17 protein-coding genes are annotated in these 25,858 nt (G+C 66.8%); 11 read left to right on the top strand and 6 right to left on the bottom strand.

Going from position 1 to position 25,858, the window contains the following annotated elements:
- Positions 1-22 precede the first annotated feature (22 nt).
- A complete protein-coding gene (locus tag U6958_RS09620) occupies positions 23-1,684 on the bottom strand; it encodes an ankyrin repeat domain-containing protein (protein WP_074921016.1) in 1,662 nt (553 codons plus the stop codon).
- A 144-nt stretch (positions 1,685-1,828) separates the two neighbouring features.
- Positions 1,829-2,743: an alpha/beta hydrolase gene (locus tag U6958_RS09625; RefSeq protein WP_074921015.1), complete on the bottom strand. Its 915-nt coding sequence runs from the start codon at positions 2,741-2,743 to the stop codon at positions 1,829-1,831.
- 149 nt (positions 2,744-2,892) lie between these two features.
- On the opposite strand from U6958_RS09625, the gene U6958_RS09630 reads away from it, so the two are divergent.
- Positions 2,893-3,765 carry a methylglyoxal synthase gene (locus tag U6958_RS09630; RefSeq protein WP_016447679.1) on the top strand — a complete coding sequence of 291 codons (873 nt, stop codon included), beginning with the start codon at positions 2,893-2,895 and terminating at the stop codon, positions 3,763-3,765.
- 123 nt (positions 3,766-3,888) lie between these two features.
- On the top strand, positions 3,889-5,214 hold the full coding sequence (locus U6958_RS09635; protein WP_074921014.1) for a serine hydrolase: 1,326 nt from the start codon (positions 3,889-3,891) through the stop codon (positions 5,212-5,214).
- A 196-nt stretch (positions 5,215-5,410) separates the two neighbouring features.
- Here U6958_RS09635 and U6958_RS09640 read toward each other — a convergent pair whose 3' ends face one another.
- Positions 5,411-6,130: a phospholipase D family protein gene (locus U6958_RS09640; RefSeq protein ID WP_012206943.1), complete on the bottom strand. Its 720-nt coding sequence runs from the start codon at positions 6,128-6,130 to the stop codon at positions 5,411-5,413.
- A 335-nt stretch (positions 6,131-6,465) separates the two neighbouring features.
- Between U6958_RS09640 and U6958_RS09645 the strand changes: the two genes are divergently transcribed.
- From U6958_RS09645 to U6958_RS09655, 3 genes are read left to right on the top strand one after another with little or no spacing between them, the layout of a single operon-like run.
- Positions 6,466-8,910, top strand: coding sequence for a TerB N-terminal domain-containing protein (locus U6958_RS09645; RefSeq protein WP_244160448.1), 2,445 nt, complete (start codon positions 6,466-6,468; stop codon positions 8,908-8,910).
- Positions 8,907-10,211 (top strand): ATP-binding protein, encoded by a 1,305-nt coding sequence (locus tag U6958_RS09650; RefSeq protein WP_074921012.1) that lies wholly within the window; start codon positions 8,907-8,909, stop codon positions 10,209-10,211. Before U6958_RS09645 ends, U6958_RS09650 begins: the two co-directional genes overlap by 4 nt.
- An 18-nt stretch (positions 10,212-10,229) precedes the next feature.
- On the top strand, positions 10,230-12,452 hold the full coding sequence (locus U6958_RS09655) for a DEAD/DEAH box helicase (protein ID WP_074921011.1): 2,223 nt from the start codon (positions 10,230-10,232) through the stop codon (positions 12,450-12,452).
- Between the two features lie 76 nt (positions 12,453-12,528).
- Here the strand turns inward: U6958_RS09655 and gdhA are convergent, their stop codons facing one another.
- Positions 12,529-13,872, bottom strand: a complete 1,344-nt coding sequence (gdhA, locus tag U6958_RS09660) for an NADP-specific glutamate dehydrogenase (protein ID WP_016447677.1) — start codon at positions 13,870-13,872, stop codon at positions 12,529-12,531.
- A 351-nt stretch (positions 13,873-14,223) separates the two neighbouring features.
- The gene (locus U6958_RS09665; protein WP_074921010.1) at positions 14,224-15,138 is read right to left on the bottom strand and encodes a LysR family transcriptional regulator; all 915 of its coding nucleotides are present in this window, start codon (positions 15,136-15,138) and stop codon (positions 14,224-14,226) included.
- Between the two features lie 175 nt (positions 15,139-15,313).
- On the opposite strand from U6958_RS09665, the gene U6958_RS09670 reads away from it, so the two are divergent.
- The 4 genes from U6958_RS09670 to U6958_RS09685 all read left to right on the top strand — a co-directional run bounded on the left by U6958_RS09670 (position 15,314) and on the right by U6958_RS09685 (position 22,418).
- Positions 15,314-16,174: an alpha/beta hydrolase gene (locus tag U6958_RS09670; RefSeq protein ID WP_016451230.1), complete on the top strand. Its 861-nt coding sequence runs from the start codon at positions 15,314-15,316 to the stop codon at positions 16,172-16,174.
- 121 nt (positions 16,175-16,295) lie between these two features.
- Positions 16,296-17,570 carry an efflux RND transporter periplasmic adaptor subunit gene (locus U6958_RS09675; protein ID WP_083393568.1) on the top strand — a complete coding sequence of 425 codons (1,275 nt, stop codon included), beginning with the start codon at positions 16,296-16,298 and terminating at the stop codon, positions 17,568-17,570.
- An 86-nt stretch (positions 17,571-17,656) separates the two neighbouring features.
- On the top strand, positions 17,657-20,908 hold the full coding sequence (locus U6958_RS09680) for an efflux RND transporter permease subunit (RefSeq protein ID WP_074921008.1): 3,252 nt from the start codon (positions 17,657-17,659) through the stop codon (positions 20,906-20,908).
- Between the two features lie 28 nt (positions 20,909-20,936).
- The gene (locus U6958_RS09685) at positions 20,937-22,418 is read left to right on the top strand and encodes an efflux transporter outer membrane subunit (RefSeq protein ID WP_074921007.1); all 1,482 of its coding nucleotides are present in this window, start codon (positions 20,937-20,939) and stop codon (positions 22,416-22,418) included.
- 7 nt (positions 22,419-22,425) lie between these two features.
- Here U6958_RS09685 and U6958_RS09690 read toward each other — a convergent pair whose 3' ends face one another.
- Positions 22,426-23,445 (bottom strand): LysR family transcriptional regulator, encoded by a 1,020-nt coding sequence (locus U6958_RS09690; protein WP_074921123.1) that lies wholly within the window; start codon positions 23,443-23,445, stop codon positions 22,426-22,428.
- Positions 23,446-23,561: 116 nt separating this feature from the next.
- On the opposite strand from U6958_RS09690, the gene U6958_RS09695 reads away from it, so the two are divergent.
- Both U6958_RS09695 and U6958_RS09700 read left to right on the top strand, forming a co-directional pair.
- Positions 23,562-24,785 carry a M20 aminoacylase family protein gene (locus tag U6958_RS09695; RefSeq protein WP_074921006.1) on the top strand — a complete coding sequence of 408 codons (1,224 nt, stop codon included), beginning with the start codon at positions 23,562-23,564 and terminating at the stop codon, positions 24,783-24,785.
- Between the two features lie 52 nt (positions 24,786-24,837).
- A complete protein-coding gene (locus U6958_RS09700; RefSeq protein WP_074921005.1) occupies positions 24,838-25,842 on the top strand; it encodes a tripartite tricarboxylate transporter substrate binding protein in 1,005 nt (334 codons plus the stop codon).
- The last annotated feature ends 16 nt before the right edge of the window (positions 25,843-25,858 follow it).

The following is a 25,858-nucleotide window of genomic DNA, read 5'->3' on the forward strand; positions in this document are numbered from 1 at the left end:
CGGGTTTTCGGGTCGGGCGGACCTAGTCCGCGTCAACCCCTAGCAGCAAATCCGTGATCTCGTCCGGATACCGCTGCCGGTTGCCGTCGATGAGCACGCAGCCGGGTACTTCGGGGTCGGGCCGGGCCATGGGCATACCGTGGTCCAGCAGGGCCTGGGCGCAGCCCAGCCAGTCGCCGCCGCCGGGTTCCGTGGATTCGGGCCGGTTCAGCGATGCCCAGCACAGGGTTCCTGCGCAGTTGTCGCCATAGGCGTGGCGTTCGGTCCACTGTGCGCCGTGCTCCAGCAGGAAGCGCGCCATGGCGGCATCGCCACGGAAAACGGCCTGGTTCAGTGCGGATGCATCCCAGTCGCCGCCGCGCGCAGCGATGGGCCAGCCCAGCTCCACCATGCAGCGCACGGCCTCCATGCGGCCCAGGGCTGCCAGTTCGGGCAGCATGCGCAGCTGCTCGTGAGACAGTCCTTGCAGCAGACCCGGGTGGGACGCGAGAAGCCCTCCGGCCCGGGCCCGGTCGCCCATGGCGCAGGCGGCAACGAACTGTTCTTCGGGCGTGGCGGTTTCAGCGCCCGTGGACTGTTCCAGCAGGACGGCCACGTCTGCCAGGCCAAAGCGCCGTGCCAGGCGGGCGGCGCCCAGGCCTTGCGGTGTGCGGGTGGCCGGGTCGGCTCCTGCATCCAGCAAGGCCTGCACGTGGGCGGGCGAGCGCAGTCGGCGTATGGCCCACAGCAGCGGGCGGCCCCATTCGCCCTGGCCGTTGTCCTCGTTCGGATCGGCGCCGTGGTCCAGCAGCAGGCGCAGGGCCTGCTCATCGTCCAGGTCCAGCACGCGGAACAGGGCATTGCTGCCCTCCACACGCGCGCCCGCCTGCAGCAGCAGCCGCGTGCATTCGCGGCTGGCCGGCGTGCCTTCCAGAGAGTGGTAGAGCGATTCGCCGTCGTTGGGGTCGGCCCCGGCCTGCAGCAGCATCTGCGTCAGTTGCGCATCATGGTTCTGGCCTGCTGCGCCATAGAGTGCTGACAGCCGCTCGGTCTCGGAGGGCGCCTGCAGCGAGGCCGGCGGCCAGCGATTGCCCACGGTCTGCAGCGGGTCGGCGCCCGCGTCCAGCAGCCAGCGCGCGCAGGCGCGCAGCGGCTCGGCGAACTCGGGCAGGCGCAGCAGGCACGAGTGCGTGACGGCCACCAGCGGCGGCAGTCCCAGCGGCCCGCCTGCGCGCTGCAGCCAGCCGGGATCTCTGTGCGTGGCTTCGCGCAGCGCGGCCAGGTTGCCGATGGCGCAGGCCATCCAGGGATCATTGCCCGGCAGCTCCGGCCGCTCGTCCAGCAGGCGCCGGGCCAGCGCGGGCTGCGCGCGGTGCGTGCCGCCCGCCACATCGCCGGCATAGACCAGGGCCAGCCAGTGCAGCCGGGATGTCTCGGGGTCCGCTGCCAGGCGCTGGCATGCCTCGACGTAGCCTGACAGCTCGCTCCATGAGGCGAAACCGTGCTCGCGCGCCACGGCGGACTGGGCGTCGTGCAGCCGCAGGTCCATGGCGGCCAGCGCCTCATCTGTGCGGCCCCGGGCAGCGGGCAGATGGGCGCGCAATTGCTCCATGGCCTGGGCCGAGCCTGCGCGATAGGCGGCCAGCAGTTGCTTGGCCTGTTTCTTGAGATGGCCCATGTCGGGCCGGGCGGGGATGCGTTTCACAGGGATACCTCCGTGCACGAAGGCCAATGACCTGCAGCTTGGCGCACAAAGGCATGTGGCAAGAGAAAAACGCCGAGAGGCGCATACAGGTGGGTTCAACCCTTCCCGCAGGTCCGGGTGCGGCCTGCACCGCAAGCGCGGATGTTAGCGCAATACCTGAGGTGCAACAGCTGGCGCGGTGGGCGCCTGTGCGAGCAGGCGCAGCCCGAACAGCTCGTCCAGCGCCTGCCGGTATTGCTCCATGGCGCGCGACTGGGTGTTGTGGTGGTTGCCGCCTTCGATGAGCACGAAGCGCTTGGGCTCGCTGGCCGCCTCGAACAGCTGGCGGCCCAGCGTGGCGGGGATCAGCGGATCGGCGCTGCCGTGCACGACCAGCAGCGGCGAGCCTATGCCGGCCACCTTGTCGATGGAGGCAAAGCGCTGCGTGATCAGCGGCCCCACGGGCAGCCAGCCCCAGCGGAAGCTGCGGACCACGTCGGGAATGCTGGTGAAGGTGGCCTCGACCATGACGCCGGCCTCATCCTGAACGCTGCGCGCCAGGTCGATGGCGATGGCGCCGCCCAGCGAATGGCCGAAGATGAAGCGCGGCCGGTCCGGAGCGTGCCGGCCCAGCCAGTCCCAGCCGACGCGGGCATCCTCGGCGGCCGATTCCTCGGACGGCAGGCCGGCGCTGCTCTTGCCGAAGCCCCGGTAGTCGATGGCCAGCACCGAAAAGCCCAGCTCGTGCAGCCGCCGGATGCGCGGCGAGGAGCCGGCAACGTTCCAGCGCGCGCCATGCAGGTACAGCAGCACGGGGGCGTTGCTGGCCGTGGCCGGCTGGGGCAGCCACAGCGCATGCAGGCGGGCGCCGTCCTGCGTTGGCATGTCGATCCAGACATCTTCCATGCCGGCCGTGTTGGCGCCGGGCCAGCTGCGGTCGCTGGGCTGGAAGATCCATTCGCGCTGCTTGGTGTCCAGCACGGAGCAGCCGCTGGCCGCCAGCAGCGCGGCCACGCCCAGCGTTGCCGTGAGCCGGTGCAGGCGCCGTCGGGGCCACAGGTGGGAAAGCAGTGAGGGCATGACGCAACAATGGATGCACGGGCCGGCCAAAAGTTCAGCGCCGCCGCCGTGCCGGCCGGCGCTGTCATGGATTGGCGCTATTCTTGCCGCTGGTCCGCAGGCTGTCCTGGCTGCACGGGCCTCTCCCCACTGTTGATGAGTGAACCTGTATGCCGATACGCCTGGGCCTGGCCGCCAACCGAATCCACCACCAAACCGAGGATGCCGCACTGTTCGGCTGGCTGCGCGCCTGCGAGTCCGGCATCCGCGAGCTGCAACTGGGCCTGCATGCCGTGGGCCGCACCTTCGATGCCATCCAGGCGGCCGGCATGCTGGCGTCCTACCGGGGCCTGCGCCGCTATCCCTATGGCCGCGAAGGCGGGCTGATGAAACTGGTGGCCGAGGTGGTGGGCGTGGAAGGTGACGAGCGCACCATCGACGGGGCCATCTATTTCACCGACCCGGTGGATCCGTCCTCCATCTTCCCCGAGGCCGTGGCGCTCAAGCGCCAGTGCGTGATCCATGGCAAGCCCTTCCTGTCCACCGTGGCCTCGGCGCGGGACTGGGTCGAGATGGAGCGCATCCAGGCAGGTCTGCCCAAGGATGCCGGTGCGCAGCGCTTTCACGACTACGCACAGCAGACGCTGGCGCTGATCGCCCACGATGCGCTCAAGCCCACCATGCTGGATTTCGCGGCGCGCAACTTCGAGCTGCTGTCGCGCTTTGGCCGGCGCGTGGGCACGGGCACCACGGGCCAGCGCCTCAACGAAATGGCCTGGAGCCGTGGCTGGCCCGAGGACCGGCCCTGGGTGGACCGCTACAACAGCGGCCCGCTGGGCGGCGATGCGCAGATCGCCGACCTGGTGCTGGACCGCCGCTGCCAGCGCGTGATCTTCTTCGAGGACCCGCATGTGGCGCGCCAGCACGAGGCCGACATCCAGCTGCTGGAGCGCGCCGTGACCACGGTGACGCACGACACGGTCTGCACCACTTCTCCGGCCGTGGCGCAGCGCTGGTGCGATGCGGCCTTGATGCGCCGCTGAATGCCCCACTAAAACCTTCGTCGCGCAGACGACAGCCTTGCGGCCTGCGGGCGGGCGAACACCCGTGACCGGCCGGGGGCTTTCTGCAAGACTGGCCGTTTCCAAAAAACCAAGGAGACAACGATGGTCAGTCCGCTCTTTCGGCGCTCCCGGCATGCCATGGCCCTGCTGGTGCTACTGCTCGGCTGGGTGGCGGCCCAGGCACAGGCCTCCGCAGCGCCCGCGCTGCCGCCGCCCGACAGCGTGCGCCTGGAGCAGCTGGGGCTGATGCAAGGCTTTCCGCCGGCCGCCGACAAGCGCGTGGACGTGTCCAACGGCTACCGCTATCCACAACTGCGCTGGGTGGTGCAGCACCTGCGCGAAATCCAGCCCACGCAGAACATCCGGCGCGGCGCGGCGGCGCCCTCGGCACTGCCCGAAGCGCCCATGGCCCTGGGCGGCCTGCGCTTTGACGACGACAAGGGCCAGCCCATCACCGTGGACCAGTGGCTGGACCGCACCTATACCGACGCCATCGTGGTGCTGCACAAGGGGCGGGTGGTCTTCGAGCGCTACCAGAACCAGATGCAGGCCAGCTCGCCGCACCTGCTGTTCTCGGTCACCAAATCGTTCACCGGCCTGATGGCCGCGCAACTGGCCCACGAGGGGCGCATCGACCCCCAGGCCCTGGTCACGAAATACGTGCCCGAGCTGGAAGGCTCTGCCTGGGGCGACATGACGGTGCGCCAGGTCATGGACATGACCGGGGCCGTGCGCTTTCGCGAGGACTACACCGACCCCAGGACCGAGATCTTCGGCTACTCCTGGGCCTCGGGCATGCTGCCGCGTCCGCCCGGCTACGCGGGGCCGACCAATGTGTACGACTTCCTCAAGACGCTGCCCAAGGAAGGCACGCATGGCGAGGGCTTTGTCTACCGCACCGTGCATTCCGAGGTGCTGGGCTGGATCGTCTCGCGCGTCACGGGCCGGCGCTGGAGCGATCTCATGAGCGAGAACATCTGGCAGAAGCTGGGCATGCAGGAAGACGCCTATGTGATGGTGGACAGCACCGGCACGCCGCTGCAGGGCGCGGGCCTGAACGCCACGGCGCGTGACCTGGCGCGCGTGGGCGAGATGCTGCGCCTGGGCGGCAGCTTCAACGGCCACAAGATCTTCGACAAGGCGGTGCTGGACGACATTGCGCGCGGCGGCGACCGCGAGCAGTTCAAGTTCCGCGGCATCCAGGCCGCGCGGCCCGGCTACAGCTACCGCAACCAATGGTGGGTACTGCACAACGCCGATGGCGCCTACGAGGCCGCCGGCATTCACGGCCAGTTCATCCACGTGAACCCGGCCGCGCAGATGGTGGTGGTCAAGCTGTCATCGCACCCGGTGGCGGGCGCGGCCTTCACGCATGCGCTGACGCTCAAGGCCTGGGCGGCGCTGGCCGATGCGGTGCGCGATAAATAAGGTCTTGCAATGAAAAGTGACCCTCACGCTACCCTTGCTGCGCAAGGTTCGCTGCCGCCTGAGGGGTCTTGTTTCATCTCACCGCCGCCAGACCGCCGACGATGCATTGCCTGCAATCGGCCAGTCGCAGGAGTTCAGAGAGCCAGGGTTGTCCGCTCAGACCGGCAGGTGCGACAACCCGGCACCAGCCGGGGATTCAGCTGAGATTGATGTCCTCAGGCCAGAGAAAGTAGGGGCCAAATCGGGACTTGGGAACAAACTCAAGGCCGGCCTGCGTTCCCGCTGCCGTCAGGACGTGGCGGTCGCCGTCAAGCGCAAGGTAGCCCATAGTTGTCGCGCGTTCGAGCAACTGGGCCGTCTTCCAACCACGCTTGTGTGCGATCTTCGAGGAAGTGAGCTTTCCACCCGTTGCGGGCTCCCCATCCGCCGCATCCGTCGAACCCTCGACCGAAGTCTGGTTCGGGTTTGATACGCGCTCCATCGAAATACGAACCTCATCGCTGATGCGGATGATGCGCTGGGCCTCGTCGTAAGCGTCTCTGTAGAGCTGCGCATCCTCGGCACGTTCAATCAGGATGCCCATCTCGTTATTGTTCACCTGGCTGAACTCGTACAGGTTCAGGCTCGTGATGATGCACATGGTCTCGCTAAGGTAGCACTTGGCATGCAGGTTCTTGCAAAAGCTGGTTCGGACAAAGGTCAGGCCGCGAAGCCATTCGATTTCCTGTGGCTGCAATTCGCTCTTGCCATAGACGATCCTTACATCGATCTTTAAGCGGTTCTTGTCCGCCAGCAGTTCCTTCATGCGGTCGTTCAGTTTCAGGAACGGGCTGATCAGGATCAGGCGGTCGGTGGCTCCCTTGATCAGTTCTTCAAGAAAGTAGTTTGTCGCACTGGTGTTCAGGAATTTTGTCATCGGCGGTCAGAATCCTTCAGGTCATTGGGCTACATTCTGCAACACTGAATGCCGGCGGTTGAGCATGCGATCCAATGGCCGGCGCCGTGTCCTCTGCTTGGCATGGCATAGCTGCATGCCCTGCAGCGGCTTGCGGGCTGCACTACGTAGGGCTGTATTGAGAGTTTCTGTGACCGGCCGTGCAATTGGGGCGACTACGGCGCCGACTGGATAACACGTCATTCAAAGCCCCTCGTGTTCTCGCATTGAGGGCAACGGGTCTTTCGCTTTCTCTCCGGCAATGCCTCGCCATATGTGGCGTGCGGATACTCAAGGCTGAACCGATTTCGGTTGCCATGCACAATGCTGTAACAATTGTTTGCCGGGGAAGGAGTGAACAAGCTATGGCCAGGCGAAAGAAATCAGGAGCGGGAGGGGGCATCGGTGCAGTCGTCGTGGGGCTGCTGGTGGTGTTGGCCGCCATTCCGCGCGAGGTCTGGATCGGGGTTGGGGTGTTCGCCGCCATCGGCGTCGGTATCTATCTCTATCTCAAATCCAAAGGCGGTGCGCATGAGGTACCTCAGGAAGCTGCGCGTCCTGCTCGCACTGACCCGCTTCCCGAGAGGCGCGCACAGGTTGCGCCTAGCCCGGCGGTCAGTTCGCGCGCGGCAAGCCGACTCCTTGAGGATGAACAACCTGTACCGGTTGCGGTCAGTCCAGTGCCTGCCACGCCGTCGTTTCGCCTCCCGGCAGCGCCCAACCGCTTCGGTCCTGGTGCCTGGATTGCTGCAGGAGAGGCGGTTGAGGTCGGGGGCGTCTCAATTACCGGTGGCCTCGTTTACATCGGCACGTCGCTGCCTATTCCCACGGGTGGCAATGATCCGAGCCTCATCGATCCGTCGAAATCCGTCGCGTCCACGGGCGACTACACAGAGCGGCAGATGGGCTACTGGCCGAGTTACTCGGAAATTTCGCCTTCCGCCCGGCGCGCCTATCTGAATTGGCTGGCAGGCGGAAGGCAGGATCCCGAGGCCGATGTGGGATATGTCTTCATCTTCTTCTACGGGTTGGAGCGCCGCGCCATTCTGGATGCCTCGAAGGACGAGGGGGCCAAGGCCGATTGGCCCGTGATTGCGTCGGAGCTGCGCCGGCTATTGGACATCTATGGCGACAAGTCGGGTTCATTCCGAAGCTACGCGGGTTCGCTGCTCGATTGGGTCTCTTTGGCAGAGCACCCCGAGAAGGCCTATCTCAAGCCCATCCCGAGTTTTCCCAAGACCTACGAACTGCCGCTCTACATCCGTGTCGCCCTCGGCCAGGCGGCGGTCGATGGCATGCCTGTGCCTGCGCAACTGGCACTGGCCTGGGCCAAGCTGGATCCGACCAACTACCTGCGAACACCGGCAACGCGTTGCGCGGAGGAGTTCGACAAGCTCTTCGTATCCAGATACCGCGAGACGTTTGGAGAGGGCTTGGTTCTTCCCAGGAACAAGACCAAGATCAAGCTGGTTCACCGACCGGCCTCCGCCGGATTTCGCGGGTACAAGGATTTGAGCCTGTCTTTTGGGGACACGCCCGACGTCACCGTGCTTACTGCACCCATCAACAAGCTGCGCCAGGTTGTCGAGGAGGCCACGAAAGCGCTGGAGCCGTTCAGCCGCTATGTGGGGCGGAATCCGGATGGCAGGCATGCGCTGGAGGGGCTGCTGCAATTGCCTGCCACGCTGTGGCCCGAAAGTACCCAGAAGGCATTGCATGGCCTGAAGGCGCGTATGGGTGAGGGAATGATTGCCATGTCGTTCCAGGAACTGCTTGGCAGTCTGGATGCCAAGACGACCCTGACGCGGGACCGGACGCTGGCGCTGGCGCGAGCGCTCGAATCCTTGAACATCGGCATCGAGCCCGATGTCCTGGCTGGAGCCAAGCTGCCCAAGCCCCACGAGAAGGTCGTGCTGTTCTCCGTGCCACCAGGAGAGGTCGCCAGCCGCTCCACACCGGTTTACCAAGTCGCCATACTGACTTTGGACTTGGCATCGGCCGTTGCTGCCGCCGATGGCGAGTTCAGTGCCCAGGAAATGGGGCATCTCCGGGCACAGGTGCAGTCCTGGGCTCACCTCACTCCGAACCATATCCGTAGGCTTCTGGCACACCTGCGCCTGCTGATGGCGACGCCAGCATCGCTGACCGCTCTGCGCAAGAAGTTGGAACCGCTGGATATTGGCGCCAAGGAGACTATTGCTGCCTTCATGGCCACGGTCGCACAGTCCGATGGAGAAGTCTCGCCGACGGAAGTGAAGATGCTGGAGAAGGTCTACAAGGCCCTTGGCGTCGAATCCAAGAAGGTGTTTTCCGACGTGCATGCCGCAGCTGCAGGTGCGAAACCAACGGCGACGGTTGCCGTGGAGTCGGAGGAAGCCGGATTCAAGCTTGATCCCGCGCGCATTGCTGCTCTGCAGAAGGATACCGAAGCCGTATCGGCTCTGCTGTCGGGAATCTTCAAGGAAGAAAATCCACCCGAGACGGTATTCGTCGAACCCGAACCTGAAGGCGATGCTGGGGCGACATCACCGGGACTGCTCGGCCTGGATGAAGCGCACAGCGCGCTCGCACGCCTGCTGCTGTCGCGGCCGGTGTGGACAAAGGATGAACTCGACGATGCCGCTGCAGATCTGGACCTGATGCTCGACGGTGCCATCGAAGCCCTCAACGAGGCGGCCTTCGATCTGCACGACATACCGTTTACAGAGGGCGAGGAGGTCGTGACCGTGAACCCTGAACTGTTGGAGAAGTTGGAAGCATGAATGCACCGATCCGCCCTAGAGACCGCGACGCGGTCCTCCAATCGTTGCGCGCAGGTGTCGTGCCCCGCAGCGGACAGCACCTGATCCAGGTCGGCCGTGTCCGGGAAATCGAGACGCTGGTGGCCGACGTCGCCCGCATCGCCGATGGGGGCTCGGCATTCCGTGTCGTCATTGGCGAGTACGGCGCGGGCAAGACCTTCTTCCTGAACCTGGTGCGTGCCGTGGCGCTGGAGAAGAAGCTCGTGGTGGCCACGGCTGATCTGAACCCGGACCGGCGTCTTCACGCCAGCGGTGGCCAGGCCCGCTCGCTCTATGCCGAACTCATGCGCAACCTGTCGACCCGAACGAAGCCGGATGGGGGTGCGCTTGCGGGCATCGTCGAGAAATTCATCGCCACGGCCAAGACGCAGGCCAAGGCGTCCGGCCAATCGACCGAGGCGGTCTTGCGCCAGCAGCTCGACCAACTAACCGAACTGGTGAACGGCTACGACTTCGCGGACGTCATTGCGGCTTACTGTCGTGGCCATGAGGAGGGTAACGAGAAGCTCAAGTCCGATGCCATCCGATGGCTGCGGGGGGAGTTCGCCACCAAGACCGATGCGAGGCAGGCGCTCGGCGTACGAAGCATCGTCGACGATTCCGAGGTCTATGACCAACTGAAGCTTATGGCGCGCTTCGTGCGGCTGGCCGGTTTCGCGGGCCTGCTGGTTGGTTTGGATGAACTGGTCAATCTCTACAAACTGGCCAACACGCAGGCCCGCAATGCGAACTACGAACAGATCCTGCGCATCCTCAACGACTCGCTACAGGGCACGGCCGTGGGCCTTGGATTTGTTCTGGGCGGAACGCCGGAGTTTCTGCTGGATACCCGGCGCGGACTCTATAGCTATCCCGCCTTGCAGAGTCGGCTTGCGCAGAACACCTTTGCCTCAGATGGCCTGGTCGACTTCAGCGGACCGGTGGTGCGCCTGTCGAGTCTCACGCCTGAGGATTTCTACGTCCTGTTGCAGAAGATTCGCTCCGTCTACGCCCTCGGCGACGCTGACAAGTTTCTCGTCCCGGACCAAGGCATCTTCAGCTTCATGGAGCACTGCTCCAAACGCATCGGCGACACGTATTTCCGAACGCCGCGTACGACCATCACGGCCTTCATCAACATGCTGGCTGTGCTGGATCAGAACCCGGGGGCTGCATGGCAGAGCCTGCTGGGCGGCATAGATGTCGCCCCGGACACTGGCGGTTTGACTGATGAGCAGGTCGAGGTGGACGATGGCGATGAATTCGCCTCGTTCAAGATGTGACGGTCTCGGCCTGAGCACATGTCTGGCGACAGCGCTTCCTTCTTCCTGCTCGATGAGCGCATCCAGCGCTTCCTATGGGCCGAAGGCTGGGAGTCGCTGAGAGATGCCCAGGAGGCGGCCATTCCGCTCATCGTCAAGGCGGACCGGGACGTCATCGTGGCAGCCGCCACGGCCGCCGGCAAGACGGAGGCGGCATTTCTGCCGGCGCTGACGAAGCTGCTTCAGACGGAGTCACAGGGGCTCATCGTCTATGTCAGTCCGCTCAAGGCGCTCATCAATGACCAGTTCGGTCGCCTCGACCGGCTGTGCGAGCAACTGGAAATTCCGGTGTGGCCCTGGCATGGCGACATCTCTTCCTCGGCCAAGGCACGATTCCTGACGAAGCGGCAAGGGGTCTTGCTCATCACGCCGGAATCTCTTGAGGCAACGTTATGCCATCGAGGCACGTCGATCGGTGCGGTGTTCGATCAGCTGACGTTCTTCATCGTCGACGAGCTTCACGCCTTCATCGGATCAGAGCGCGGAAAACAGCTTCAATCCCTGATGCATCGCATTGAGCGGGTCATCGGTCGCCAAGTGCCGCGTGTCGGCCTTTCCGCGACCTTGGGTGACATGCGCCTGGCCGCCGATTTTCTGCGTCCTGGACAAGGGACGTCGGTTGCCCTGGTGGAGTCGAAGTCCTCGCACAGTGAGCTGAGAGTTCTGGTCAAAGGTTACGAGGAGCCCTTGGTCTTGCGCAATGAAGATGGTGGCGAAGAGCCGGAACCCGTCACACCGGCGAAGATTGCCCTGCATCTGTTCCGGGGCTTGCGCGGCACGAACAATCTGGTCTTCCCGAACTCGCGGCGTGAAGTCGAACGCTACACGTACCTTCTCAACCGACTTTGCGAGCAGGAGAAGGTGCCCAATGAGTTCTGGCCGCACCACGGCAGTCTGTCGAAGGAGATCCGCTCGGACACCGAGGCTGCCCTGAAACAGAAGGAATTTCCCGCGACCGCCCTCTGTACCAACACGCTGGAGTTGGGCATCGACATTGGCTCCGTCAAGAGCGTGGCCCAGATCGGCCCGCCACCGTCGGTGGCCAGCTTGCGACAGCGCCTGGGGCGGTCTGGTCGCCGAAAGGGCGAGCCGGCCATCTTGCGAGGCTACAGCGTGGAGAACGCCCTTGGAGGGAAACCCTCGCTCGCCGACGAACTCCGTCTGGAGACGGTGAAGGTGACGGCGATGATCTCACTGCTGCTGGAAGGTTGGTTCGAGCCGCCCATGGCGCATGGAGTTCACCTATCGACACTGGTTCAGCAGATGCTGTCCTATGTGGCGCAGAGCGGAGGGGCATCCATCGGGCAACTCCATACGATGTTCTGTACTTCCGGCGCCCCTTTCACTGGGTTGAACAAAGGCGAGTTTGCCGAACTCGTTCGCCATCTCGGCCAAAAGGAATTGCTGATGCAGGAGTCCAGCGGTCTTTTGCTGCATGGTCGCATCGGTGAGAAGTTCGTCAACCACTACACCTTCTATGCTGCGTTTGCAGCAGACGAGGAGTTTCGTATCGTCTGCAGCGGTAAAACGCTCGGCACTTTGCCGGTATCGCTGATGCTCAGCGTTGGCCAGCGCATCCTGTTCGCCGGCAGGACCTGGCTGGTAGAAGACATCGACGAGGAGCAGAAGACCATATTTGTCGTCCGCTCCGGTGGCGGAGCGCCGCCGTTGTTCTCAGGTGGGGCAGGGCGTACCCACACACGTGTTCACCAACGAATGCACCAATTGTTCGAGTCCTCCGATATACCGCCGTTCCTGGATGAAGTGGCCAGGCGGTTTTTGGTGGAAGGCAGGGCGAACTACTCTGAACGAAATCTGGCGAATGACTTCATGGTGGACCAGGGCCGCGAAGTGGTGCTGCTGACCTGGCTCGGGGATGCCGCCAACGAAGCGCTGGCCTGCCTGCTTCGCCGCAGAGGCTACTCGGCCAATGCGGCCGGCCCAGGCATCGAAGTCATCAAAGGAGATTTGGGTATCGAGGGGATCATCGATGCCCTCATCGATGCGGCAGTGGATGAGCCTCCACCGCTCGACATGCTTCTGGCCGATGTCCGCAACCTGCAGCGCGAGAAATGGGACTGGGCTTTGCCTGATGGACTTTTGCGCAAGGCGTATGCAAGTCTGTACCTGAACCTTGAAGAGGCATTGTCCTGGGCGCAATCGCTTGCCAGCGATCACTCAGCCCATGGCAGAAAGGCGTAGAAAGCGGAAGGCACCAACAAAAAAGCCCATGCAGCAGGCTGCATGGGCTTTCGTCAGGGATGGGGAGCGCTGATGCTCAGATCACGCCCTGGGCCAGCATGGCATCGGCTACCTTGACGAAGCCGGCGATGTTGGCGCCGTCGATGTAGCTGACCGTGCCGTCCTCGCGCTTGCCGTACTTCAGGCAGGCGGCGTGGATGCCTTGCATGATCTGCAGCAGGCGGGCATCGACTTCCTCGGCGGGCCAGGACAGGCGGGCCGCGTTCTGGCTCATCTCCAGGCCCGAGGTGGCCACGCCACCGGCATTGCTGGCCTTGCCCGGTGCGTACAGCACGCCGGCCTTCTCGAAGGCCTTGGCGGCTTCGATGGTCGAGGGCATGTTGGCGCCTTCGGCCACGCAGACCACGCCGTTGGCGATCAGCACCTTGGCATCTTCCTCGGTCAGTTCGTTCTGCGTGGCGCAAGGCAGGGCCACGTCCACCTTCAGGTGCCACGGCGTCTTGCCGCGCAGGAACTCGGCGCCCACCAGCTTGGCGTACTCGTCCACGCGGCCGTAGCGGTGGTTCTTCACGTCCATCAGGATGGCCAGCTTCTCGGTGGTGAAGCCGTCCTGGTCATACACGGTGCCCGAGGAGTCGGAGACCGACACCACCTTGGCGCCCAGCTGCATGGCCTTTTCCACGGCGTACTGGGCCACATTGCCCGAGCCGGAGATGGAGACGGTCTTGCCTGCGAAGGACTGGCCGCGCGTGGCCAGCATTTCCTGGGCGAAGTAGACGGTGCCGTAGCCGGTGGCTTCGGGGCGGATCAGCGAGCCGCCGAAGGACAGGCCCTTGCCCGTGAACACGCTGGCGGCGCTGTTGGACAGCTTCTTGTACATGCCGGCCATGAAGCCCACTTCGCGGCCGCCCACGCCGATGTCGCCTGCCGGCACGTCGGTGTCCGGGCCCACGTGGCGGAACAGCTCGGTGACGAAGGCCTGGCAAAAGCGCATGACTTCAGCGGGGCTCTTGCCCTTGGGATCGAAGTCCGAGCCGCCCTTGCCGCCGCCCATGGGCAGCGTGGTCAGCGCGTTCTTGAAGGTCTGCTCGAACGCCAGGAACTTGAGCACCGACAGCGTGACCGAGGGGTGGAAACGCAGGCCGCCCTTGTAGGGACCGATGGCCATGCTGTGCTGGATGCGGAAGCCGCGGTTGACCTGCACCTGGCCCTTGTCGTCGGTCCAGCTCACGCGGAACATGACCACGCGCTCGGGCTCGACCAGGCGCTCCAGCAGTCCGTGCTCGGCGTACTTGGGGTTCTTCTCGATGAAGGGCCACAGGCTTTCCATCACTTCGGTGACGGCTTGCAGGAATTCGGGCTGGCCGGGATTGCGTTGCGCGACTTCATCAAGGAACTGGCCGACGGACTCGTACTTCATGGAAAAAACCTCTGACTAAAAACGGCTGCGGGAAGGGGTGAGTGCAAACCAAGATTATGCCTAAAAGTTATGCCGTCATGCATCGTTTTGGTGAATGGCGCCCGAGCTTGGTGCCTTCGTGCCGTGTTTCGGTGCATCTTCAGAGGAGGTTGACGGTATTTGGTGCATGGCAGAAAGCTGCGTGCAGCAGTGGGCGGGCAGGCAGGCTCCTGGATCGGCCGTATCCGGTGGCGTGCATGGTCATGGCGAATGGGAATGGCTGGCGCCATGCCCGCTGACATGAAGAGTGGCTGGGAAGGCCTTGCAGCCGGACGGGGCTTGGGCCCGCCCGGCCATCCCATCGCCGGCCTTTCAGCTGCGCTGCAGCTGGGGATGGCGCGCGAACAGGTCGGCGGCCCAGTCCACGAAGGCCCGCACCTTGGCGCTGAGGTGGCGGTTGGGCGGGTAGACCACGTGTATGGGCAGCGGCGGCTGGGTCCAATCGGGCAGGACCTCGACCAGTTCGCCGCTGTCGATCAGCGGCTGGGCAAAGGCCGTGACCAGCTGCGCGATGCCAAAGCCCGCCAGCACGGCGGCCGTGTAGGCATTGCTGTCGTTGGCCGCGATGCGGTAGTTGCCCGACACCTCGATGGATTCATCGCCCCGCTGGAATTCCAGCGGGTACATGCGCCGCGTATGGCCCGAGAAGAAGGCGACGATCTGGTGCTTCGTATCCAGTTCGGACGGATGCTGGGGCACGCCATGGCGTGCCAGGTAGGCGGGCGAGGCCACGGTGACCCAGTTCATCGAGCCGATGCGGCGCGCCACCAGGGACTGGTCGCTGAGCTCGCCCCCGCGGATCACGCAGTCCACGTTGTCGCTGATCAGGTCCACCAGGCGGTCGCCCACGCCCAGGTCGATCTGTATGTCGGGATAGCGTTCGCAGAATTCGGTCAGCGCCGGAATGATGATCAGCCGGGCCATGGAGCTGCCCACGTCCAGCCGCAGCCGCCCGCTGGGCGCGGTCTGGGTGTTGACCATGCTGGCTTCGAGATCGTCGAAGTCGTTGAGCAGGCGTGCCGCGCGTTCGTAGTAGGCGGCGCCATCGGGCGTGACGGTGACGCGCCGCGTCGTGCGGTTGAGCAGCTTGACGCGCACGCGCGCCTCCAGCGCCTGGATCTGTTTGGTGACCGTGCCCTTGGGCAGGTCCAGCGAATCGGCGGCGCGGGTGAAGTTGCCGGCTTCCACCACGCGAACGAAGACACGCATGGCCTGGATCTGGTCCATGGAAAGATGCTCCTGCAGCGCCCGGCAAGGGAATGCCGGCTCGGCGGAATTCTCACACGCGCCATGTCGGGCGATTGTTCGTGAAACGGAAACAGAGCGATGGCTGCGTTGCTATTTCAGACATGGCCGGCGCCGCCTATATTCCAACCATCGACCATTGCCGCAGGTTCGCGCCATGTCCACTTCCTCGTCGCCTCCGAACGGCCCCGCCGTCGGGGCGCAGATTGCCGAAACAGAATTCTCCATCGAGCTGCCCGAGCACGGCACCGTGGCTGCGCGCGCCTATGGCCAGCGCAGGCCCGGCACGATTTCGCCTCTGGTGCTGCATTTCCATGGCGGCACCTTTGTCTGCGGCACGCTGGACAACGGGCGCTACATCGGCCGGCTGCTGGCCGAGGCGGGCGCCGTCGTGGTGTCGCTGGCCTACCCGCTGGCGCCCGAGCATCCGTTTCCCCAGCCCATCGAGGTGGGCTACGCCGTGCTGCAGTGGCTGTACAAGCACCGCGTGAAGATGGCGGGCAAGGGCGCGCCGCTGTTCCTCGCGGGTGAAGAAGCCGGCGGCAACCTGGCCGCCGCCGTGGCCGTGATCTCGCGCGACCGTGGCCACCCTCCGCTGGCAGGCCAGATCCTGGTGTCGCCCATGCTCGATCCCTGCACCGGCACCGCCTCGCAGCGCGAGGCCACGCCCGAGGCCGGCGAATGCCGCTGGGCCACGGGCTGGCGCGAGTACCTGAGCTGCCCCAAGGACGCCATGCATCCCTATGCCGTGCCCGGCAGCTCGCTGCGCCTGGCCCAGCTGCCGCCGGCTCTGGTGCTGGTGGGCGGTGACGACCCGCTGCGCGACGAGGCCCAGGCCTATGCGGCCCGCCTGCGCGCGGCCGGCGTGACGGCCAGCAGCCATGTGCTGCCCAGCGCGTCGAACTGGCCGCAGGCCCTGTCCGAGGCCGAGGCCTGTACGGCCTGCAGCGCCGCCGTGTTCCAGCATGTGCATGACTTCTTCGAGGCCACCATGAACAAGCCCGCAGCACCGGGCTAGGCCCCGCGCCGCCGCAGCCGGCGAACCTTGCTGCCCCCGTTTTTCCATTTCGATTCCGCCTTCCCGGCGCGTTCAGGCGCCGGGCGGGCATCGTGTTCCCTGAATTTCGCAAAAAAACACCATGTCCACCGAATCCACCTCATCCTCTTCCTCCGTCTCGGCCCAGCGCAAGGGCTGGAGATTGCCTGCCGCCGCTGCGGCCATCCTCGCCGTCAGCGCCGGCCTGTTCGGCCTGCACGGCATCGAGGCCAAGGCCGATGACGCGCCCGCCAGCGCCCAGCCCGCCGCCACGCCCGTGTCGGTGGCCACGGTCGCCGAAAGCGAAGTCACCGCCTGGGACGAGTTCTCGGGCCGCCTTGAAGCCGTGGAGCGCGTGGACATCCGCTCCCGCGTCGCCGGCGCCGTGCAGGCCGTGCACTTTCGCGAGGGCGCGCTGGTCAAGCAGGGCGATCTGCTGATCACCATCGACCCCGCACCGTATGCGGCCGAGGTCGAGCGTGCCGAAGCCCAGGTGGCCTCGGCCCAGGCACGCCAGTCCTATGCGCGCAGCGAGCAGGAGCGCGCACGCCGCCTGTGGGACGAGCGGGCGATTGCCCAGCGCGAGCTGGACGAGCGCATCAACGCAGGCAGCGAGGCCGAGGCCAATCTGCGCGCGGCCCAGGCGTCCCTGCAATCGGCGCGGCTGAACCTGGGCTACACCCAGGTGCGCGCCCCCGTGTCGGGCCGCATCGGCAAGCGCGAGATCACCGTGGGCAACCTGGTGGCCGCAGGCCCGGGCGCGCCGGTGCTGACCACGCTGGTCTCGGTCAGCCCCATCTATGCGAGCTTCGATGCCGATGAGCAGGTCATCACGCGCGCGCTCAAGGAGCTCGGCGGCGGCGCGGGCAACCGCGCCAAGATCGACAGCATTCCCGTGCAGATGGGCACGGCCACGGCCGGCAGCACGCCCTTCGAGGGCCGGCTGCAGCTGATCGACAACCAGGTCGATGCCCGAAGCGGCACGGTGCGCGTGCGCGCCGCCTTCGACAACAAGGACGGCGCCCTCATGCCCGGCCAGTTCGCCCGCATCCGCATGGGCCAGGCGCGCGACAGCAGCATGCTGCTGGTCAGCGAGCGCGCCATCGGCACGGACCAGAGCAAGAAGTACGTGATGGTGGTGGGCGGCGACAACAAGGCCGTGTACCGCGAGGTGGCCCTGGGCGCCTCGGTCAACGGCCTGCGCAACGTGACCCAGGGCCTGCAGCCCGGCGAGCGCGTGGTCGTCAACGGCCTGCAGCACATCCGCCCCGGCGCCCTGGTCGCGCCCAAGGAGGTGTCCATGGATGCGCGGGCCGATGCCCGCCAGCCGGGCACCCGGCAGGCAGCCGAACAAGTGGCTGACGCAACCAAGTCCTGATCTAGCCGCACACCTTTCCTGCCTCTGAAATGCCGCCTGACCGCAGGCGGCATGGGCCGCGCTTTGCCGTGGCGGAGCCAAACACCATGAACCTATCCAAATTCTTCATTGACCGGCCGATCTTCGCAGGCGTGCTTTCGCTGCTGATGCTGATCGCCGGCCTGATCGCCATGGGCGGGCTGCCGATCTCGGAATACCCCGAGGTCGCGCCGCCGTCCGTGGTGGTGCGCGCCCAGTACCCGGGCGCCAATCCCAAGGTGATCGCCGAGACCGTGGCCACGCCGCTGGAAGAGCAGATCAACGGCGTCGAAGGCATGCTCTACATGGGCAGCCAGGCCACCAGCGACGGCGTGATGACGCTGACCGTCACCTTCCGCCTGGGCACCGACCCCGACAAGGCGCAGCAGATGGTGCAAAACCGCGTCTCGCAGGCCGAGCCGCGCCTGCCGGAAGAGGTGCGCCGCCTGGGCATCACCACGGTCAAGAGCGCACCCGACCTGACCATGGTGGTGCACCTGGTCTCGCCCAACCAGCGCTACGACATCAACTACCTGCGCAACTACGCGGTGCTGAACGTGAAGGACCCGCTGGCGCGCATCGAGGGCGTGGGCCAGATCCAGATCTTCGGCGGCGGCGACTACGCCATGCGCGTGTGGCTGGACCCGCAGAAGGTGGCGCAGCGCGGCCTGTCGGCCAGCGATGTGGTGACTGCCATCCGCGGCCAGAATGTGCAGGCTGCGGCCGGCGTGGTCGGCGCATCGCCGGGGCTGCCGGGCGTGGACATGCAACTGTCCATCAACGCCCAGGGCCGCCTGCAAAGCGAGGAAGACTTCGGCGACATCATCGTCAAGAGCGGCTCCGACGGCGCCGTGACCCGCCTGCGCGACATCGGCCGCCTGGAGATGGGCGCGGCCGACTATTCGCTGCGCTCGCTGCTGAACAACGACCCGGCCGTGGGCATGGGCGTGTTCCAGGCGCCGGGCTCCAATGCGCTGGAGATCTCGGCCAACGTGCGCAAGACCATGGAGGCCCTGAACAAGAACATGCCCGAGGGCCTGGAGTACCGCATCGCCTACGACCCCACGCAGTTCGTGCGCGCCTCCATCGAATCGGTGGTGCACACGCTGCTGGAGGCCATCGTGCTCGTGGTGCTGGTGGTGATCCTATTCCTGCAGACCTGGCGCGCCTCCATCATCCCGCTGCTGGCCGTGCCGGTGTCGGTCATCGGCACCTTCGCCGTGCTGCATCTGCTGGGCTTTTCCATCAACGCGCTGAGCCTGTTTGGCCTGGTGCTGGCCATCGGCATCGTGGTGGATGACGCCATCGTCGTGGTCGAGAACGTGGAGCGCAACATCGAGGCCGGTCTCACGCCGCGCAACGCCACCTACCGCGCCATGCGCGAAGTGTCCGGGCCCATCATCGCCATCGCCCTGGTGCTGGTGGCGGTGTTCGTGCCGCTGGCCTTCATCAGCGGCCTCACGGGCCAGTTCTACAAGCAGTTCGCGGTGACCATCGCCATCTCCACGGTGATCTCGGCCATCAACTCGCTGACGCTGTCGCCCGCGCTGGCGGCCCTGCTGCTGCGCGGCCACGATGCGCCCAAGGACGCGCTGACGCGCGGCATGGACCGGGCCTTCGGCTGGCTGTTCCGCGGCTTCAACCGCATGTTCCACCGGGGCTCCGAGGCCTACAGCGGCGGCGTGGGCCGCGTGATCTCGCGCAAGGCGCTGATGCTGGCCATCTACCTGGCGCTGATCGCCGTGACCTTCGGCCTGTTCAAGGCCGTGCCTTCGGGCTTCGTGCCCGCGCAGGACAAGCAGTACCTGATCGGCTTTGCCCAGTTGCCCGACGGCGCCACGCTGGACCGCACGGACGAGGTGATCCGCCGCATGGGCGAGATCATGAAGGACAACCCCAACGTGGAGGACACCATCGCCTTCCCGGGCCTGTCCATCAACGGCTTCACCAACAGCTCCAACTCGGGCATCGTCTTCGCCACGCTCAAGCCCTTTGACGAGCGCAAGCGCGCCGACCAGAGCGGCGGTGCCGTGGCCGGCCAACTGAACCAGGCCTTCGCAGGCATCCAGGACGCCTTCATCGTCATGTTCCCGCCGCCACCCGTGGCGGGCCTGGGCACGACGGGCGGCTTCAAGCTGCAGCTGGAAGACCGCGCCTCCCTGGGCTATGACCAGATGGACGCGGCCGTGAAGGCCTTCATGGCCAAGGCTTACCAGACGCCCGAGCTGACCGGCATGTTCACCAGCTGGCAGGTCAACGTGCCCCAGCTGTATGCCGACATCGACCGCACCAAGGCGCGCCAGCTTGGCGTGCCGGTGACGGACATCTTCGACACCATGCAGATCTACCTGGGCAGCCTGTATGCGAACGACTTCAACAAGTTCGGCCGCACCTACAGCGTCCGCGTGCAGGCCGACGCGCCCTACCGCGCGCGTGCCGAGGACGTGGGCATGCTCAAGGTGCGCTCCAGCTCGGGCGAGATGATTCCGCTGTCGGCGCTGATGAAGGTGGATTCCAGCTTCGGTCCCGAGCGCGCCATGCGCTACAACGGCTACCTCACGGCCGACATCAACGGCGGTGCCGCACCCGGCTTCTCTTCGGGCCAGGCACAGGACGCCATCAAGCGCATCGCGGCCGAGACCCTGCCCAAGGGCATCGATTTCGAATGGACCGACCTGACCTACCAGGAGATCCTGGCCGGCAATTCGGCGGTGCTGGTGTTCCCGCTGGCCATCCTGCTGGTGTTCCTGGTGCTGGCCGCGCAGTACGAGAGCCTGACCCTGCCGATTGCCATCATCCTGATCGTTCCCATGGGCCTGCTGGCGGCCATGACCGGCGTCTGGCTGTCGGGCGGCGACAGCAATGTCTTCACGCAGATCGGGCTCATCGTGCTGGTGGGGCTGAGTGCGAAGAACGCCATCCTGATCGTGGAGTTCGCACGGGAGCTGGAGTTCGAGGGGCGCACGCCCATACAGGCCGCCATCGAGGCCAGCCGGCTGCGCCTGCGCCCCATCCTGATGACCTCGCTGGCCTTCGTTATGGGCGTGCTGCCCCTGGTGCTGTCCACGGGCGCTGGCTCGGAAATGCGCCGTGCCATGGGCGTGGCCGTGTTCTCGGGAATGATCGGGGTGACGGCCTTCGGCCTGTTCCTGACGCCCGTGTTCTACGTGCTGATGCGCCGCCTGGCAGGCAACCGGCCGCTCAAGCAGCATGGGCCCGAGATGGAGGAAGAGGCCCCTGCACAGGCACCCGCCCACGGCCATGCCTCGGGTGGCGGCGCGCTGCCCATGCCCTCTGCCGCGCGTGGCGAGCATGAATGAGCCCACACCACAAGAACAGGAACCGATCATGAAGATCCCATCGCTTTCGAAACTGTCCAGGCGTCTGCTGCCCCTGGTGGCGGCGCTGGCCCTGGCCGGCTGCGCCAGCGTGTCCCAGAGCCTGCCCGAGCTGCCGGCCGCCCCCGCCTTCAAGGAGCAGGGCGCCGCGCCGCAGGCGGGCTGGACCCAGGCCCTGCCCGCCGAAGCCCAGGCACGCGGCCAATGGTGGCTGGCCTTTGCCGACCCGGCGCTGGACGCGCTGTTGGACAAGGCCACGCTGGACAACCAGAGCATCCAGGCCGCGGCCGCACGCCTGGCCGAGGCCCGCGCCCTGGCGCGCAGCGCCAATGCCGAGCGCCTGCCCCAACTGGGCCTGGGCGCAGGGGCCACGCGCGGCGCGGGGCTGGACAAGGCCTCGGGCACGCGGCCTGCCACCCTGGTCAATGCGGGGCTGAACCTGTCGTACGAGGTCGATCTGTTCGGCCGCATTTCCCAGGCGGCCGACGCATCGCGGCTGGACGCCGAGGGCCGCGAGGCCCTGCTGCAAAGCACGCGGCTGGCCGTGCAGGCCGAGGTCGCACAGACCTATCTGCAGCTGCGCGCACTGGACGCCGAGCGCGCCCTGATGCGCGAGACCGTGGAGGCCTACCGCGACACGCTGCGCCTGTCGGAGCGAAGGCTGCAGGCCGGCGACATTGCCGAGCTGGACGTGGCCCGCATCCAGGCCGAGCTGTCGGCCACCGAATCGGATGCGCTGGCACTGGACCGCCAGCGCGCCCAGGTCGAGCATGCGCTGGCCGTGCTGGTGGGCGACTCGGCCTCGCGCTTCGGCCTGGGCGAAGGCGCCTGGACCACGGCACTGCCTTCTATTCCCGCCGGAGTGCCGGCCACGGTGCTCATGCGCCGGCCCGACATCTCGGCTGCGCAGCGCGCCGTGTTCGCCGCGCAGTCGCGCGTGGGCGTGGCGAAGACGGCATGGTTCCCCAGCATCTCGCTGACCGGCGCGGCCGGCCACGCCTCGCCCGAGGTCGGTGACCTGTTCAAGTGGTCCATGCGCTCCTGGGGCGTGGGCGCCTTGCTGTCGCTGCCGCTGTTCGACGGCGGCCGGCGCGAGGCCGGCGTGCAGGCCGCAGGCGCGCAGCTCGATGCCGCGCTGGCCGCCTACCGCCAGCAGGCGCTGGTGGCCTTCCAGGAGGTGGAGGACCAGCTGTCGTCCATCCGCATCCTGCAGGAGCAGTCCACCGTGCAGGGCCAGGCCGTGGTGGCCGCCCAGCGTGCCACCAGCCTTTCGGACACGCGCTACCGCAATGGCTACGTCAGCCAGCTGGACCTGCTGGATGCCCGCCGCAGCGAACTGCGCAACCGCCGCCAGGCGCTGCAGGTGAAGTCCGCGCAGTACCAGGCAGCCGTGGGCCTGATCCGCGCGCTGGGCGGGGGCTGGGATGTGCCGGCTGACGTGCCGGCCGGTGAATCGGCGAACGTGCCGGTGGCCCAGGCCACGTTGCGCTGAGGCACCCTCAGGCCAGCACGTCGATGGAGCGGAACACGCGCTGCAGCACCGGGTCCGGGCTGTGGCGGCAGGCGTGGACCTGCTCCATGAGGTGGTGCACGAAGCGCTCGGCCACCCAGGGCAGGGGGCCGTGGCCGCGCTGGACCACGCCCACCGTGTGGGGCTCGAACTGCTCGCGCAGGGACAGCGGCACCAGGGTGCCCTGGGGCACGCCCGATTCGATCAGCGGCCAGGGGCAGAACGAGAGCATGTCGCTGTGCGCGATCAGGTGCAGCAGCAGCGATGCCGAATGCACCAGGTGGATGTGGCCCACTGGCACGGGCAGGCCGTGGCGCAGGAACAGGCGCCGCACCAGGTCGTCTTCTTCAGGCGGCGTGTAGTTGAGCAGCCAGTCGCAGTCCATCAGCTCTGCCAGCGAGCGGGCGCCTGCCAGCGGATGGCCCGTGCGGGCCACGACGGTGGCGTCGTAGCGGAACAGCGGCGTGCCGTGCAGGTCGCCGCCCGAGGGGCCCGAGGGCACGCGGCCGATCAGCAGGTCCAGCGTGCCTTCGCGCAGGCGCGGATGGGCCACGGCCGACAGGCCCTCGAACAGCTCCAGCCGCACCTGGGGCAGTTCGGCGCGGAAGGCGCGCAGCACATGGGGCAGCAGGCTCTGGCCCACCCAGGGCGTCACGCCCACGGACAGGCGCGCCACGGCGCAGGTGTCGCGCAGGCGGGCCATTTCATCCTCGGCCTGGGCCATCTGCCCGGTGATCAGCTGGGCATGGCGCAGCAGCGTGCGCCCGGCCGGCGTGAGGACGATGCCGCTACTCTGGCGCTCGAACAGCGCAAGGCGGTGGCCTTCCTCCAGCTCGCGCAGGGCCTGGGTGATGGCCGACTGGGTGATGCCCAGCGCGCGTGACGCGGCGCGCACGCTGCCGCAGCCGGCCACGGCGACGAGGTAGCGCATCTGGTGCAGCTTCATGGCGGGACCGGCATCGAGGTGGGGCTGGGAATGCATGGGCCGATCTTGCAGGTTTCGTGCCATGGCCGCCATCCCTGCCATTGCTGTGATCGGCGCATGCCGGGGGATGACAGGCAATGCCTGGCAGGGCAGGCGCTGGCGGTCTTCCGCCCGCTGCCCACGCTTCCTAGACTGCGGGCATGAACATTGACCCGCCCGTTTCCACCACGGCCGAAGCCGCCGATCCGGTGCTTGCCGGCATTCGTGCCACGCAGGCCGAGATGGTGGCCCTGCGCCATCACCTGCATGCCCATCCCGAACTGGCCTTCGAGGAGTTCGCCACCAGCGACTTGGTGGCCGAGCGCCTGGCCTCCTGGGGCTATGAAGTGCATCGAGGGCTGGGAGGCACGGGCGTGGTCGGCACGCTGCGCTGCGGTACGGGCACGCGCCGGCTGGGCCTGCGCGCCGACATGGATGCGCTGCCCATCCACGAGCAGACCGGCCTGCCCTACGCCAGCCGCCATGCGGGCCGCATGCATGCCTGCGGGCACGACGGCCATACCGCCATCCTGCTGGCCGCCGCGCGGGAGCTGGCCCAGGCACGCGGCTTCGACGGCACGCTGCACTTGATCTTCCAGCCGGCCGAGGAGGGCCTGGGCGGCGGCCGCAAGATGGTGGAGGACGGCCTGTTCGAGCGCTTCCCCTGCGATGCCATCTTTGCGCTGCACAACATGCCGGGCTTTGCCGAGGGGCAGTTCGGCTTTCGCGAGGGCTCGTTCATGGCCTCGTCGGACACGGTGATCATCACCGTGCGCGGCAAGGGCGGCCATGGCTCGGCGCCCCACCTGTCGGCCGACCCGGTGGTGGCGGCGGCCCACCTGGTGCTGGCGCTGCAGACCGTGGTCTCGCGCAATGTCGATCCGCGCGACATGGCCGTGGTCAGCGTGGGCGCCATCCATGGCGGCGATGCACCGAATGTCATCCCCGGCGAGGTGGAGCTGCGCCTGTCCGTGCGCGCCTACCGGCCCGAGGTGCGTACCCTGCTGCGCGAACGCATCACCGCGCTGGCCCATGCCCAGGCCGCCACGCTGGGGGCCGAGGCCGTGGTGGACTACCGCTGGCGCTATCCGGCCCTGGTCAACGATGCGGCCGGCACGGCCTTCGCCCGCGAGGTGGCGCGCGACTGGCTGGGCGAGCAGGCGCTGATCCCCGACCTGCAGCCGCTGACGGGCAGCGAGGACTTCTCCTTCATGCTCGAACAATGCCCGGGCAGCTACCTGATCGTGGGCAACGGCGTGGGCGACACCCATGGCACGGGCGGCTGCATGGTCCACAACCCCGGCTACGACTTCAACGACCGCATCCTGCCGCTGGCCGCCACCTACTGGGTGAAGCTGGCCCGGCGCTTTCTGTCCGCCGCCTGAGACGCCGCGCCCGCACCGGATTCCTTTCACGACTTCAACTGCGATTGCCACCATGCGCACTGCATTTCCTCTCTTCTCCGAGGCCCGCCAGGTCCTGAGCCGCCGCAGCCTCCTGGGCGCGGCCGCGCTGGGGCTGGTCCTGCCGGCCGCTGCTCAGGGCAGCTTTCCTGCCAAGCCCTTGAAGCTGGTCGTCGGATACCCGGCCGGTGGATCGGTGGACCTGGCGGCGCGCGTGGTGGGGGATGGGCTGGCCGCGCGGCTGCGCGGCACGGTGGTGGTGGACAACGTGGGCGGGGCGGCCGGCGCCATTGCGGCCCAGCGCGTGGCCTCGGCACCGGCCGATGGCTACACGCTGCTGGTGGGGGCCAGCAACGAGCTGGTGGCCACGCGCATCGTCAACCCCGCGCAGCGCTACGACGGCCGCCGCGATTTCACGCCGCTGGGCCTGGTGGCCACCAGCCCGCTGATCCTGGCCGCACGCCCCGGCCTGGGCGTGAAGACCCTGGCCGAGCTGCTGGAGCTGGCGAAGCGCCAGCCCGGCAAGCTCAGCTACGGCAGCTCGGGCGTCGGATCGACCCTGCATTTCGCGGGAGAGCTGCTCAACCAGCGCGCGGGCATCTCCATCGCCCATGTGCCCTACCGCGGCGTGGCGCCGCTGACCAGCGACCTGGCGGGCGGCAGCCTGGACCTGGCCGTGCTCTCGCCCACGGCGGCGCAACCGTTCCTGCAGAGTGGGCGCATCGTGCCGCTGGCGGTCACCAGCGCGCAGCGCCTGTCCGCCTTGCCCCAGGTTCCGGCCATGGCCGAGCTGGCGCCGCTGCGCGGCTATGAATTGGTGGGCTGGTTTGCGCTGATGGCGCCGCGCGCCCTGCCTGCGGACACGGCCCAGCGCATCACCGCTGCGCTGCAGGAGGCGCTGGCCGAGCCCGCCGTGCGCAAGCGCCTGGAAGATGCCGGCATGGTGCCGGCCACGGGCCGCGAGGACCTGGCGCGCCTGATCGCCGAGGAAGACCGCAAGTACGAGCAGCTCGCGGCCTTCGCAAAAATGCGCGACTGAGTGTCGCCGGGGCGGT

Origin of the sequence: Delftia lacustris (assembly GCF_040267515.1) — a bacterium.
Taxonomy (GTDB): Bacteria; Pseudomonadota; Gammaproteobacteria; order Burkholderiales; family Burkholderiaceae_C; genus Comamonas; species Comamonas tsuruhatensis.

Coding starts and splice junctions, on each gene's coding strand:
- U6958_RS09665 (WP_074921010.1), bottom strand. CDS start 15,138: ATGGACCAGATCCAGGCCATGCGTGTCTTCGTTCGCGTGGTGGAAGCC.
- U6958_RS09640 (WP_012206943.1), bottom strand. CDS start 6,130: ATGACAAAATTCCTGAACACCAGTGCGACAAACTACTTTCTTGAAGAA.
- U6958_RS09670 (WP_016451230.1), top strand. CDS start 15,314: ATGTCCACTTCCTCGTCGCCTCCGAACGGCCCCGCCGTCGGGGCGCAG.
- gdhA (WP_016447677.1), bottom strand. CDS start 13,872: ATGAAGTACGAGTCCGTCGGCCAGTTCCTTGATGAAGTCGCGCAACGC.
- U6958_RS09695 (WP_074921006.1), top strand. CDS start 23,562: ATGAACATTGACCCGCCCGTTTCCACCACGGCCGAAGCCGCCGATCCG.
- U6958_RS09655 (WP_074921011.1), top strand. CDS start 10,230: ATGTCTGGCGACAGCGCTTCCTTCTTCCTGCTCGATGAGCGCATCCAG.
- U6958_RS09690 (WP_074921123.1), bottom strand. CDS start 23,445: ATGGCACGAAACCTGCAAGATCGGCCCATGCATTCCCAGCCCCACCTC.
- U6958_RS09700 (WP_074921005.1), top strand. CDS start 24,838: ATGCGCACTGCATTTCCTCTCTTCTCCGAGGCCCGCCAGGTCCTGAGC.
- U6958_RS09630 (WP_016447679.1), top strand. CDS start 2,893: ATGCCGATACGCCTGGGCCTGGCCGCCAACCGAATCCACCACCAAACC.
- U6958_RS09675 (WP_083393568.1), top strand. CDS start 16,296: ATGTCCACCGAATCCACCTCATCCTCTTCCTCCGTCTCGGCCCAGCGC.
- U6958_RS09680 (WP_074921008.1), top strand. CDS start 17,657: ATGAACCTATCCAAATTCTTCATTGACCGGCCGATCTTCGCAGGCGTG.
- U6958_RS09645 (WP_244160448.1), top strand. CDS start 6,466: ATGCACAATGCTGTAACAATTGTTTGCCGGGGAAGGAGTGAACAAGCT.
- U6958_RS09685 (WP_074921007.1), top strand. CDS start 20,937: ATGAAGATCCCATCGCTTTCGAAACTGTCCAGGCGTCTGCTGCCCCTG.
- U6958_RS09625 (WP_074921015.1), bottom strand. CDS start 2,743: ATGCCCTCACTGCTTTCCCACCTGTGGCCCCGACGGCGCCTGCACCGG.
- U6958_RS09635 (WP_074921014.1), top strand. CDS start 3,889: ATGGTCAGTCCGCTCTTTCGGCGCTCCCGGCATGCCATGGCCCTGCTG.
- U6958_RS09650 (WP_074921012.1), top strand. CDS start 8,907: ATGAATGCACCGATCCGCCCTAGAGACCGCGACGCGGTCCTCCAATCG.